We start from the raw sequence: 12,076 nt of genomic DNA on the forward strand, positions 1-12,076 counted from the left end.
ATTACTAGCTGTTCTCTAAGTATGAAAAAATATATTATTGCATTTTCGCTGATCTGCGCAGGAATTACATTTTATTTTTTTTCAGAGCGAAAAAATCTCTTGATTTTTTCCTCTGAGCAAAAACAAATGGAGTTCTCTAAAGAAAACAGGATTCAGCATCCACAGTTGGGCGTGATCAGTGCGCCCACTTCATTTCCACCGGATATACACGAAGTATCGGATAACACTCCACCACAAGAAGCTATCGATGAATTTCAAAGCGAAGAATTTAAAATTCAGTCTGCTTTAAGTGCAGGTTATTCTGGTGGAGGCGAACGGTCACTCGTAAAAAATCAAGCCATATCGATAAATGAGATGCCCGAGGCATTGCAACCAATGTTAAAAGCGTCTCTCAGTGAAGTCAGAGAAAAAGGATACGAATCCGCAAGCGAAGAAGATATAGCCAACATAACGGATATCGAAAATAATTTGATGGAAGGTCAGTCAGTCATAAAAAATTTGAGCTTTGAACCTTCAAAAATCCAAGATGATATACATGAAACTTATCGTTATGAGGGTTATGCATATGATAGCGTCACGCACAACCCAGACAATAGCCTACCAGCAAACTCGGTACGGCGCCTGTTCAGAAAAATGGATTCAAATGGTGTCTTAATCATTGAGGAATCAACATTGCAAAATGGACACAACTCTTTAGTAAAAGAGTTCGTTAACAGCAGTGTTTCTGACAAAGAAGCAATGTACTCAATAAGAAAATCTCCTTCAAATAAAGCCCTTTCATTATTAACTTGGAATGGAAAAGAGCATTCTTATACTCTCTATCATTATGGTGACAATACCACGAAGGAGGAGCTTCTGATAATTGCGAACAAGTTAGATTCGATGAATAATTAAATTTGATTAGGAAGGGCTGGTGATCAAAAAATGTTGCCTAGGGACAGCCACAACGATTAAAACGATGCAGGGATTTTCTAATCGCTACCGTTACCGGATTGGTGATTTTAGGGTGGTCTACGAGGTGATTGATTCAGAACTTGTTGTTTGGGTTCTAGAAGCCGATTGGCGAGGCAATATTTATTAAACCGTAGGTTTTATATGAAAAGTAACTTGATAACAATATTAATTTTATCCCTAGCAGTACCATCATTTGCAACAGCAAGCCCAAGAGACTGCGCAGATAATTTCACGGTCGATGGTACGTTTGAAAGTGGTCGCACATTCAAGACAGCGGCTTTTGTTCCAAATGTATCCAAGGCTGATGCGATCAATGCAGCTGGCCGCGATTTGGCAAGTGTTGGCTGGCAAATTAACAGCACCAATGAAAGCATGGGCGTCATTAGTGCTTCCCAAGTTGTTACCTACGGCCAAGGAAAAACAGCCCCGCTGAATGTCCTGGTTGATGAGGCAAATGGCGGTGTGAATGTATCAATGACTTATACCATTTCTGGGGGATTGGACTCGCCTGTCGAGGCTGTTGTTAATCAATTTTGCACAACTATTGGTGCAATTGCAGATACTACTTATTGAGGTAAATTATGAGTAATATTCGAGCAGAAAATGCGGATGGTGTACACGAGTTACTTGTGATTGGTACTGCTCTAAAACAAGCAAAAGCCTATATTGAGGAGAGAGGCGATTCCTCTGCGGATGTAGATGAAGCCCTTGCGATTATAGATAAAATTACTGACGATGGTTTTGCGTCAGTTTAATTCGAGTAGCTTTAATGAGCGTGGATGAAATCGCAATTCTTTGACCGATACCCATACCCCGCTCATCTCTCCAGTCTGGAATAGATATATCCTCGATAGTTACCCCTTCTTCCAGCAACATATTGGCCAAGGTAATTGCATCGCTATGTTTAAGCATGCGTCCATCCGTCAAGTGAGCTATTAGCTCCCCATTTTCAGCGGTGATCAATACAGTTTTATCCCTGGTCATTTTTTCGGGCATCAAGTAAGGCTTGGTATTGAGCATGCAGCTCCGTCCCCGGCGGCATAAAGTTTGGCAGCAGCAAGATGAACGAATCCTCTTCCTGGCATTGATCGTCAGCTTCAATCGGCGGCCTCCCGCGAGGCTTCTCTGGGCGGCTATGCCCTGCCTTCTCCAGCGCTTTGAACATGCCGTCTAGTGACTTCCAAATTGCTTCTGGATCTGCTGGCTCCAATCCTTCCCCTATGGCCTTGACTGCGAGGTCTATCGTGCTGCTGACGCTATCCAGAGCGGTTTGCAACTGCTGGCGGCGCAGTTTCATATCATGCTTGCGCTTCCATTTTGACCACTGCTGTATTTCGTCCGGGGTAAATAGTGCCGCAACTTCTGCGGGGAGCTCAGCATCAAAGCGATTAAAGGAGGCGACCATTACCAACCCTTTACCGTCCGACTTCTCACGATAACATTGGACAGAGTTACCTTCGCAGACCACTCCGCCCAAGGTTTTATTTTTGTATCTATTAATTTTAAAGTGCATTTAGCGCAGCCACTTCTCATGGTGGAAAAATCGAAGGAAGGCTCCGGGAACGAATACGATACCTGTTTCAATTTGCCAGCTCCTGAATGCCCATTTGAATCCAAACACGCAGAGCATAGCGCCCACTGCTAACCATTGAAGTACGATTTGGCCGCCCTGCCCTTGCGCCCAACCGAAGGCAGCAACAAGTAAGCAGATGAAGCCGACAGCGTAACTGCAACGACTTTTATTCCTGTGGGCTTTTACCAATGATTCGCGCTCCTGGTTCCTCATTTTATCAAGTCGCTCTTGGCCTTTTTCATAGCGAATTTCATTGGCCTTCTCTCGGAGAAGGTTTATATCTTCGGGAGCTTTCAATCGGAAATGACACTTTGTGCAGTGCCATTTCCCCTTGCCGTAATAGAGTTGTCCGTCTTCGCACTCTGGGCAGAAACAAGCCATTATTTATGACCTCTCGCCAATTGTTCTTCAAATGCCCATTTTTCTTCCAGGGTAGCGAATGAACGGCCTTTAACAATTTCCATTTCCAACAATCGAGAAACATTTTTTACAGGCTTCACTGCCGGAAAGCGTTTTTTAATAATTGGCTTTTTCTTGGATTGCATGATTTGTTCTGCAATTTGAATTAAAAGCACACCAGGATTAATACTCGCGGTCATTACTTCTTGCTGCTGCATCTTCACACCACCGTTTTATTGTGTTGACGATATTTTGTGAGCAATTTTGCTCACTCAGTTCAATCAAAGATATTTTTCGTAAATGACCGGTTTTGATGTGCTTATTCGAGCACTCAAGCAATGCATTACAGAAATTATCTCTGAATTCTTGCGGTGCGTTTTCCAGGGTCTGGATGGCTGCGATCACAAGCGATTGAGCAGCGTTTAACGCAAAAGATTGGTCGTTATTAACTTGTCGCGCAATTGATAGATCTTCACGCGCTTCACGCAGCTTATTTTCAAGCTGTTGAAACTTCGGTTTAGCGTCTGCAATCGCTTCATTCCAACCGTCGATATGGCCAGCCTCATAGCCTTGTGCTTGGCCTTGTTTCAAGCCGACAGAGTGGCCTATTGACTCGGCTGTGTATGCTTCTCTTGACTGATACATGCAAACCTCCTAAACGTTGTTATTACTCGGCGTAACTCCTTGCCCGTTGCTACTTAGCGAGCGAGATCTAGTGCGTGATGAACGACCACCGCCCCCTCCCCCGCCACCACTTGGGCCAATTGAGCCACCAGGATTAGTTTCACCTCCACCGGTGGAACCGGACGATATAGTATTAGCAGGATTTGACTGAATGGGTGCAGAACGAGTGCGCCCTAACCCACCGCCACCGGTGCTAACGCTGCTGCGCTCGAATGAGCGGCGCATTTCATCACCTGCTTGAGTTTCACCCATCGGGCGGATACCGGCAGAAATCCATCCCAGCACTGTGTCTACCAATGTTTGTGGCAAGCTGAAAATCAGGTAAATCATAGGCAGCAGTAACAGACCAAACATAACCAACCAGTCTTTAAAAGTCAGAAACTCAACAAACCAACCAAGGGCTTCACTGCTTGTCACATTTGCGGTTCTCATCGCAAAAAATGCTTTCGCAAGATAACCAACAACCGGATTGGCCAACGAAAAAGCGGCGAACAATCCCAGAACGATTAGCGCCGGTCGCACAAACAAAGTTAGTAGCAATAAATAGCCTTGGCTCTGTGAGCCAATGAAAGTTTTGTCCGGGGTCATGTGCATAACAGCCCAGAGCGGGGCTGCTACGATTGATTGCAATACCTGGAGGAACCAACCAACGACGGCCACCATGAAAATGGTGTACGGCAGGCTCGGGAGGAAGATCCCAAAATAGAAGGCCAACAGGCCGCACCAGCTACCGATTTGTGCTATTTGGGGCAGAATATTGTGATGAACCCAATCGCGGATCACATCACCCACCGGCTTTAAATCAACGCCGTTACCGAGAATTTGCACGCTTCCAACAACTGCCGCCGCGCCGCGCAGTGCGTTAATACCGGTATCAAGTACTTTATCTATTGCGAACATACTGGATTCTGCTACTCGCAAAATGTCTCCTGTCGTTTTAATGCGAGCTATTGCGTCTACGTCGCCTTCACTTCCGATTAACGCCTCCGTGGTAGATTGCATTGTCCAGCTAATCATCGAAGAAAAATAACTGTCACCGCGCGACCCGAGGGCGTCAATACTTAAATCATCTAGGCTTGACGGCAAAAGTGCTCCAATGTCAGCCGCTCTCGGCGCACCTTTGGCCGGTGTAAAATCGACACCGGCAAGCGCTTTCGATACAACAGTTCGATGAATTGTATCGAGAGAATTTCTTGCTAACTGCCCTGCTGCATCATGCGGTAAAGCTGTTAGGCTTGGTGGAGAAACATCACCTGCTGGCTCGCTGTATATCTTGCTGAATTCTTCGCGAATTCCGCTCATTTTTTGATAAAAGCCGCCTGCCATCATCCATCCATCACCGGTGACATCGCTCATGTATTTTTTCATTATGTTTGCGAGCGTTTCATCATTTTTCATCATCGAAAAAAGGGCTGTCATCATGTTGGTTTGCGCAGCGTTCACGATCTGATTAAAACGATTACTTTCAACTAAATCCCACCCTGCCTCGTTGATCGAGGCAGGCCAGGTGTTAACCCATGCATCTAACTCAGTCATCATTTGAACGAGTGCTTGTTGTTTTTCTTCGAGCGCTGCGATACGTACAGTTTGCATTGCTACACGATTGGCTTTAAGCGTGGCAATATCAAAAATGCCAGCAGTACCATTGATTGTATCTAACGTGTTGTCCCAAGCTGGGGTTCCGGGGATTTCCCCGCCATAGATTGCAATTCGCCCTGTAGGCCTCGTCATTCCTAACCTGTAGAGGTGCATTACTTTTCAGAAAGCGGTACATACTCCAAGATCGATGCCATCAGATACTCAATATCCGGTGCTTCACCTGTCTGACCGAACAAGTATTTTCCCTTCAGATTTATGCTTTGCCAGGCTACCGGTGAAGCACGCTTGATGGCTTCCGCCAGTTTATCTTTACCGTGATGCTCAAAGCTTTGCAACAGGTTGCTCAGCACCTTCGAGTTGAAGTAGATGATGGCGTTGGCCATTAGTCTTGCGCATTCATTCCACAGCTCTATCTCCTCATCGCTGTTGCCGCGGAACCGATCGCCATTGACCTGACTGATCGCTCGGCGCAGCTGGTGGTAGGCTTCACCGCGGTTCAAGGCCTTTTGCACGTGGCTGCGCAGTTCAGGGTCATCGATGTAGCTCAGTAGATATCGTGCTTTTACGAGGCGGTTGTATTCGGTAAACGCTTCAAGTAAGGGGTGGTTACTTTTATAAGCAGATAGCTTTCGCACCAGAGTAGCTTGATCCGTTTTGCGCTGCGCTAGGGATACCGAGATGCGTTGGATGGTATCCCAGTGATCCATGATGCGTTTGGTGTTAATGGGTTTTTTCAGACTCAGCTGGACGCGGTCGTCTTTGTCGGTGGTGACATTAAACATCTTCTCGATCACGGTACCCACCTTGGCGTAACGAGGCGCAAAGTGGTAGCCAAACAAGTCCAGCAGTGCAAAGTTAACGTGGTTGACCCCATGGGTGTCAGTCGACACAACGTCCGGGATTATTTCCGTACTGTTGTTCATCAGCAGGTCAAAGAGGTAATGGCTTTCATGCTCGTTCGAGCCAATTATCCGGTTGTTAATCCCCATATGATGGGCATTGAGGCTCACGTTCGAGAGCCCCTTGGCCGTACCGAAGTATTTAGAGGAGTACCGGGTGCGGAATGTTTCTCGTTTGGCTTCGAATTTCTGACCGTCGGCACTGACATGTACGATGCCTTCCTGGATGTAGTAGTGTTTAAATATCGGTAATTTAGCCGTCGCGTTATTGATGCGGTCGTTAGCGTTATTCAGGGTTTCCAATCGCAGATAATTGGCTTGGATGGTGCGCAACTGCTCATAGCTGCGATCAGAGATCTCTGCAATACCATAGATGCCCTAGTTGGTGGCATTGGCAATAAGGATCGCCAGTAAGTCCACTTCGAACAGCCGACTTTTGGAACTCATCCCCAAGACATGTTCAAAGTCATCAATAAATCCGGTGTCCCGATCGACAACACGCAGCACATCGGCGATGTCTACCGAATGCATCTGTCCAAAGAACGGATTATTAACTAAGTGCTTTTTACTCGCCGTAGGCAGTCGCCAGTAGCGCTTGCCACCTTTATTTCTTAGGATGATGTCGCGGTTGTCGGTCTTTTCTAGATAGTGGCTGACCTCGTGCAGGCGCAGATTCAGCTCGGTGGCCATGCTAGGGATGAGTTGTGTCGGATCGGCCATCAACTTCTCCTGTGCGGTGGAATCCAACAGGCGCTGCTTGTCTTGTTTCCAGCGTTGGGTCTTAAGCAGATCCGCATCCAAAGCCCGGTATTTAATGACGTCTGGCATCAACAGCTGACCTTGCAATCGATCGGGAACCTGCAGATAGAGGTACCATTCGTAGCGGGCTTTGTTGAGGCCACCATCTGTATTCAGTAAAAGTGGGCGCATGTGTTTTTGTGGCAAGCGCCGATCCAGGCTGGCATCACTGAGCTCCTGATGAGCCAACAGATCCAACCGGGCTTGATCTAGCGCTCTCGCCAGTCGTTGTGTTTGATCCGCACCTTCAATGCGTAAACAGCAGAACAATGATCGTAGCAAGCCAGTGCGTAGCGTGGACTCTGCGTCCAGGTGCTGCCAATAGGCCTCGTCAGCAGACTGTTTTTGATTGCTCAAGTAGTGACAGACAGAGCTGAGGTCTTTGGCATTCAGAACCTTGAACGCTAGTTCTTGAACGGACTGGAAGTGAGTATCTGGCGCAATCTCTTCATCCAAAAACAGCTCCAGCACATCTGCGGCCTTGCCAACGTTACGAGCCGCTTTCTGCCAATCCTGATAAACCTGCTCTTTTGCCATCGCTTTGGCGCGGGCTTTGACTTGCCGCACATGATGGATAAAGCCATCGGCGATCCTTTCCAAGCACTGTTGATGACGGTTTTGCAGGTAGCTCAGGAGGTACAACTGCTGATTGAGACCTGTTTGCCGTTTGAGTTTGGCTCCGTAGTAATCCACGCGCCCGGCATAATAGTGCTGGTTCATCTGCGATAGCCCAAGACGTTCCTGTACTTGTGCAATCTCATCCATCCATGGCTGAAGGTGTTGATAGACCTGAAGCTCTTTATCCAGTTCAGTACCGGTAAAATTGCGAGCACTCTGGCGCAAGTGCTGTAAGGTAAAAGTATGCTCGCCGGATAGCAGCTCAGTGATCATATCTTTCAGGCCTTGAGTGCAAGCGGACTTAACTTGCTCATGTAGCGCTTTCTGATGCTGTACCAGCACCTGGCTGATGATCTTCTGTAGTGTGCTGTAGGCAGGAATGGCGATTTTGTTGTGGGCTAGGTATTCGATCGCCGCATCAAAAAGAGCTCGTGGTGCAGCCCAGCTATTTGCCTTTTCACGTAGATAGGTAACCAGCCCTGCCTGATGTTCAATATCATTCCAATCAGAAATCCCAAGTAACACCAGTACACGTTCGTATAATCGGGATTTCTGGTCCGCTTTCAGGCTAAATCGACGGTATTTCAGGTCCTTAAAATAGAGCTCAGAAATGAATGATAGGTCGGCCTGCATGGATTTGAAGCTGGGAATTAGCAGGATGGGCTTAGATTTGAAATATCCCAGTAAAGCGATGGCAACCACTCGATGCTTACGGTCTCGAATCCGGTTGACTACCTCAAGTTCTCGGTCGTTAAGAGCAAAGAAAAACCGTTGATCGGATTCGGAGAACACAGGAGGCGAATACAATTCTTCAATTTCTGCCTCTGCCAGTATCGAGAGGCGCTTACCTTTGCTCATATCTTGACCCGAAAAGTCAAGAAGGATACCGCTAATCAAGGCAGATACAAACCAATAGCCTTCTACAGGCTAGGAATGGCGGGGCCTACAGGGCGAATTGCAATCTATGGCGGGGAAATCCCCGGAACCCCAACACTATTTTGTACTCCAAAAAAATGCGGAGTCAAAGCAGCTTGGGCTGTGGTCCTTGAGACAAGATCAAATAATGGCTCCATGGGAGTGGCGCAACAAGAAATAATAGTTTTGTAGGGCCTTAAATTAACTATAGGATCCTTGTGAGTTTACGACCCGCGAACGATTGATGGTCGTGAACGTGCCCGAAGCGGAAGTTTAATTTTCTTGTGGCCCAACTTTCTCTTCTTTTTATAATTTCTCAATTTATCGAAAACTTATGACTAAAATCTTTAATTACAAAGATAATCAACCGGTTGTATGGTTTAACAGAAGTCTTGAGCGCTCGAATCAGTACTGCTTATACTGCGGAAATTATATTGGCGTTAACTCAGGCGTAGAGTCTAATAAAGAGCATTTAATAGCTCGCGAATTTGTTCCAAATGAATACTTCAGCTCTACCGATTTTAATTTCTTATTCCGTTGTTGCGTTTCTTGTAATAATAGAAAATCTAATATTGAAAGACACCTATCCACGTCAACACTTTTTAACAGCGATGCTAGAAAGGCTGATGAGTCGATTAATAAGTTAGCTTTAAAAAAAGCTAACAATGATTATCAACAACTGGCGCAGCAGGTACTGCACGCTGATGAAACCCCGGTTGTTGTTATTGCCGATGACAACCAGAAAAGTTACATGTGGGTCTACTGTAGTGGAGGCGATTCCCCTGATCCGAATAGCACTCTTAAAAACATCGTGATTTACGACTATCAACCTAGTCGCGCGGCGGCGTGCCCGAAAGAATACTTAAAGGGCTATGCCGGTTATTTGCAAGTTGATGGCTATGCGGCTTATGAAAGTATCGGCGCAACACTTGCGGGTTGCATGGCGCATGTACGTCGAAAATTTGTTGAAGCGCAAAAGGTACAAGTTAAGGGCAAAGTCGGTCGCGCCGATTGGGCCGTGGCACACATTCAAAAACTGTATCGCATCGAAGCGCAGCTTGTAGGCAAAACGGCTGAAGAGAAATACACGCTGCGACAACAATACGCCGTGCCGTTGCTCGATGAATTTAAAGTATGGCTTGATAAATCTGCACAGCAGATTCCCCCTAAAACAGCTTTGGGTATGGCGGTCGCTTACACCTTGCGGCAATGGGAAAAACTAATCACTTACACGCAGCACGGTCAGCTCAGTATCGACAATAATCGTGCGGAGCGCGCCATAAAGCCCTTTGTGATTGGCCGAAAAAATTGGCTCTTCAGCAACACCGCCAGCGGTGCAAAAGCCAGTGCAATTTTATATTCAGTTATCGAAACGGCTAAAGCGAACGGATTGAATCCGGTGAAGTATGTTGAACTTCTGCTAACGGAAATCCCAAAGCGCGATTCAGGGGATTACCTTGAGAACCTGATGCCCTGGATGGTGAAATTGGGTGTGCATGATTAGACGCTTACTATGCAATTGAGAAACTTCTCTCCAGCAAATATTGAACTGATTGGATTGGGTAGTGTGTGATTTTGCGCAAGTGATTTTTTAGACTATAGCTAGTTGGATATCAGCGCCAAAAGTTTCCAAATAATTTTCGCTTTTATAGGACAACGTTTGAAGAAAAACTGACGGGTCAATGCTGCCCCACAATACACTCGATCGTCAAAATCAATTGACGCTTTCAAAAACAATCCCCTGCAATTCGAAAGACTGAACAGCGTCCCTCAGACGGTCTGTACAGTACGTGGCAATATTGATTTCATCCGACACTCTTGACGGCTTGAAGGCCGCCTTGCTTTGAGAAGCATTTTTAATATCTTCAACAGCCAAACAATTAAATATTTGATAAGTCTCATCTTCAATATGTATTGGCAAAAATTCACCGCAAGGTGACAGTAGATCACCCAGCAATCGGTAAGCTTTAGGTGATAAGAGCAAAGTAGCATCAATCCATACCGCTATATCTGGTATTAAATTCTCCCTACCCTCAATAACGGAAAACCCGGTAACCATAGAAGGCCAGTGCGGCGCTAATGCCATATTGTTTCTGCTAAAATCATGGATATCAATATCACTAATATCCTCCGGAAAAGCATCGATAAAATCATCAATAAATAAGTCCAACTCTTGGAAACGAAAATCGTCATTATCAATCTTAAATATTGTCATATTATTTGCTCTTGACTCTGGCTTCAGAGGGCAGCTTATTCTGCTCTAAAATCAAAGCAACTATCCTTAATTCTTGCCGTATAAAAGCCTCTGAAGATTGATTTCTCAAACGCATAGAAACCCATTTTTCATAACCTTCGGTATGGTACTGCTTGTGCCCTAACGCCTCAGGCATCGACCAATGAGGTGTGTATTTTGAGGCAGATGGCAACCATACACCGTTGTCAGGGTCGTTAATTCGAATTCCAAAGAGATGAATTCTTGATCTGGCTCGTGCCGAGTGAACTGTTCGCCCCTTGCCAGGAACAATATGGTGAGCCGTATGGTTAGGACTTGGCTTTGGCATAGGCACCGCCCTCATAAACTCTTCCAACACTTTAGTGGGGTGGTGCTCCTCTGCAAGTAACGTATTACGCCTATCCGCAGCTGCGATTCTTGACTCGCCAACCTGGCGTACCGTATTACGACCAGTTTCACGATAAATCTCAAGCCTCGCCCGCACATCAACAATTGTTTCCATCAATCTGCGCTCATTTTCCAAATGCTTCTTAATTGATTCCAATTCCTTTTTACGGGCCTCACGGACATCCTTTGGCGCATTTTCAGCTCTATTCAAAGCTGAATAGTATTTCTTTGCCTTATTGGTGTAGGTCTCTATTGCACGATCCAAAGGACTCATCTCGTCATACCGGGCAACTGCGCTAGCTCCATGTAGAAATTCTTGATTCATTTAATCCATCCCATTAAAAACTGCTTCACGCATCTCGTGATGAGCATATGTACTTGAAAATATTGATTGTTGCGACGTTAGCAGGATTGCAAGATCAATTCTGCGAAATAGTACAACGCAAAATAAAGAAGAGGGCTCCTGATATTCCTACGAGAGCCGATTTTTAAATCAATACAGACGATAAGGCCAACCGGAATCCAAATCGAAGATATTAAGGGAGTTTGATATGCCTGTATTAACCTCTCACCTCACTCTGTCATTACACACTGGCGATGCATTATCCAGTTTACGCCGAGATTGCTATGCCACTTCATGCAGAATGCTTCAAGTCCACTTAAGATGGATATGAGTTGGTGGGGAGCGATTAACAATTACGCTCCGACTGGTGGCCGCAATGCCTGAACTTAAACGGTGACAATCATAGGTATAGTAGCATTCGCCTCTGAACACAATCGAAGTCGCATAAGCAAAATGGTGCTCTTTGATCACTGGGACCTGTCAGTGGTCTAATAAGACCACTTGAGCCGAACTTGGCCCCATAACCTCACTTGCTCGACAGAGTCTCCTTGAGCAATATTCGTACTTGGAGTATCGTTTACTAGGTCCTGTTAACACTAATTATGCTAAAATTTGTGCATGGAAATTTCAAAAGCACAATTCAAAATCATCGAACATTTGCTGCCAGTACAACG

Annotated in this window: 13 protein-coding genes and 1 pseudogene; 5 read left to right on the forward strand and 9 right to left on the reverse strand. The window is 45.8% G+C overall.

Features of this window, described 5'->3' with window-relative positions:
• Positions 1-21 precede the first annotated feature (21 nt).
• The 4 genes from AWU77_RS05280 (at position 22) to AWU77_RS20455 (ending at position 1,709) form a co-directional block, all read left to right on the forward strand.
• Complete coding sequence (locus AWU77_RS05280) at positions 22-894, forward strand: hypothetical protein (RefSeq protein WP_062060051.1); 873 nt, start codon at positions 22-24, stop codon at positions 892-894.
• A 64-nt stretch (positions 895-958) separates the two neighbouring features.
• Positions 959-1,081, forward strand: coding sequence for a type II toxin-antitoxin system RelE/ParE family toxin (locus AWU77_RS20990; protein ID WP_152625282.1), 123 nt, complete (start codon positions 959-961; stop codon positions 1,079-1,081).
• A gap of 14 nt (positions 1,082-1,095) precedes the next feature.
• Entirely contained in the window at positions 1,096-1,527 is a 432-nt protein-coding gene (locus AWU77_RS05285; protein ID WP_062060053.1) for a hypothetical protein, read from the forward strand.
• A gap of 8 nt (positions 1,528-1,535) precedes the next feature.
• Complete coding sequence (locus AWU77_RS20455) at positions 1,536-1,709, forward strand: hypothetical protein (protein WP_193747501.1); 174 nt, start codon at positions 1,536-1,538, stop codon at positions 1,707-1,709.
• Here AWU77_RS20455 and AWU77_RS05290 read toward each other — a convergent pair.
• The 7 genes and pseudogenes from AWU77_RS05290 to AWU77_RS05320 form a co-directional block, all read right to left on the reverse strand.
• On the reverse strand, positions 1,681-1,974 hold the full coding sequence (locus AWU77_RS05290) for a hypothetical protein (RefSeq protein ID WP_152625279.1): 294 nt from the start codon (positions 1,972-1,974) through the stop codon (positions 1,681-1,683). The two genes, AWU77_RS20455 and AWU77_RS05290, sit on opposite strands and share 29 nt — an antisense overlap.
• Positions 1,925-2,467, reverse strand: a complete 543-nt coding sequence (locus AWU77_RS05295) for a hypothetical protein (protein ID WP_062060057.1) — start codon at positions 2,465-2,467, stop codon at positions 1,925-1,927. Before AWU77_RS05295 ends, AWU77_RS05290 begins: the two co-directional genes overlap by 50 nt.
• Positions 2,468-2,824: a hypothetical protein gene (locus AWU77_RS05300; protein WP_152625280.1), complete on the reverse strand. Its 357-nt coding sequence runs from the start codon at positions 2,822-2,824 to the stop codon at positions 2,468-2,470. It abuts the gene before it with no gap.
• Between the two features lie 83 nt (positions 2,825-2,907).
• On the reverse strand, positions 2,908-3,144 hold the full coding sequence (locus AWU77_RS05305; protein ID WP_152625281.1) for a hypothetical protein: 237 nt from the start codon (positions 3,142-3,144) through the stop codon (positions 2,908-2,910).
• Positions 3,110-3,571, reverse strand: coding sequence for a hypothetical protein (locus tag AWU77_RS05310; protein ID WP_062060060.1), 462 nt, complete (start codon positions 3,569-3,571; stop codon positions 3,110-3,112). The genes AWU77_RS05305 and AWU77_RS05310 overlap by 35 nt, the downstream gene beginning before the upstream one ends.
• 9 nt (positions 3,572-3,580) lie before the next feature.
• Positions 3,581-5,341 (reverse strand): DotA/TraY family protein, encoded by a 1,761-nt coding sequence (locus AWU77_RS05315; protein WP_062060061.1) that lies wholly within the window; start codon positions 5,339-5,341, stop codon positions 3,581-3,583.
• Between the two features lie 20 nt (positions 5,342-5,361).
• Positions 5,362-8,382, reverse strand: a pseudogene (locus AWU77_RS05320) (Tn3 family transposase).
• A gap of 391 nt (positions 8,383-8,773) precedes the next feature.
• On the opposite strand from AWU77_RS05320, the gene AWU77_RS20835 reads away from it, so the two are divergent.
• Entirely contained in the window at positions 8,774-9,943 is a 1,170-nt protein-coding gene (locus AWU77_RS20835; protein ID WP_062060064.1) for an IS66 family transposase, read from the forward strand.
• A gap of 210 nt (positions 9,944-10,153) precedes the next feature.
• On the opposite strand, the gene AWU77_RS05335 is transcribed toward AWU77_RS20835, so the two are convergent.
• Both AWU77_RS05335 and AWU77_RS05340 read right to left on the reverse strand, forming a co-directional pair.
• Entirely contained in the window at positions 10,154-10,654 is a 501-nt protein-coding gene (locus AWU77_RS05335) for a hypothetical protein (protein WP_062060066.1), read from the reverse strand.
• 1 nt (position 10,655) lies between these two features.
• A complete protein-coding gene (locus AWU77_RS05340; RefSeq protein ID WP_062060068.1) occupies positions 10,656-11,384 on the reverse strand; it encodes an AHH domain-containing protein in 729 nt (242 codons plus the stop codon).
• Between the last annotated feature and the right edge of the window lie 692 nt (positions 11,385-12,076).

The sequence above is a fragment of the Cellvibrio sp. OA-2007 genome (assembly GCF_000953825.1).
GTDB lineage: Bacteria > Pseudomonadota > Gammaproteobacteria > Pseudomonadales > Cellvibrionaceae > Cellvibrio.

What these genes read in the sequence shown, in the direction of transcription:
- AWU77_RS05295 (WP_062060057.1), bottom strand. Translation starts at nt 2,467, where the DNA reads ATGCACTTTAAAATTAATAGATACAAAAATAAAACCTTGGGCGGAGTG.
- AWU77_RS05285 (WP_062060053.1), top strand. Translation starts at nt 1,096, where the DNA reads ATGAAAAGTAACTTGATAACAATATTAATTTTATCCCTAGCAGTACCA.
- AWU77_RS05310 (WP_062060060.1), bottom strand. Translation starts at nt 3,571, where the DNA reads ATGTATCAGTCAAGAGAAGCATACACAGCCGAGTCAATAGGCCACTCT.
- AWU77_RS20835 (WP_062060064.1), top strand. Translation starts at nt 8,774, where the DNA reads ATGACTAAAATCTTTAATTACAAAGATAATCAACCGGTTGTATGGTTT.
- AWU77_RS20990 (WP_152625282.1), top strand. Translation starts at nt 959, where the DNA reads ATGCAGGGATTTTCTAATCGCTACCGTTACCGGATTGGTGATTTTAGG.
- AWU77_RS05335 (WP_062060066.1), bottom strand. Translation starts at nt 10,654, where the DNA reads ATGACAATATTTAAGATTGATAATGACGATTTTCGTTTCCAAGAGTTG.
- AWU77_RS05305 (WP_152625281.1), bottom strand. Translation starts at nt 3,144, where the DNA reads ATGCAGCAGCAAGAAGTAATGACCGCGAGTATTAATCCTGGTGTGCTT.
- AWU77_RS05340 (WP_062060068.1), bottom strand. Translation starts at nt 11,384, where the DNA reads ATGAATCAAGAATTTCTACATGGAGCTAGCGCAGTTGCCCGGTATGAC.
- AWU77_RS20455 (WP_193747501.1), top strand. Translation starts at nt 1,536, where the DNA reads ATGAGTAATATTCGAGCAGAAAATGCGGATGGTGTACACGAGTTACTT.
- AWU77_RS05280 (WP_062060051.1), top strand. Translation starts at nt 22, where the DNA reads ATGAAAAAATATATTATTGCATTTTCGCTGATCTGCGCAGGAATTACA.
- AWU77_RS05315 (WP_062060061.1), bottom strand. Translation starts at nt 5,341, where the DNA reads ATGACGAGGCCTACAGGGCGAATTGCAATCTATGGCGGGGAAATCCCC.
- AWU77_RS05290 (WP_152625279.1), bottom strand. Translation starts at nt 1,974, where the DNA reads ATGCTCAATACCAAGCCTTACTTGATGCCCGAAAAAATGACCAGGGAT.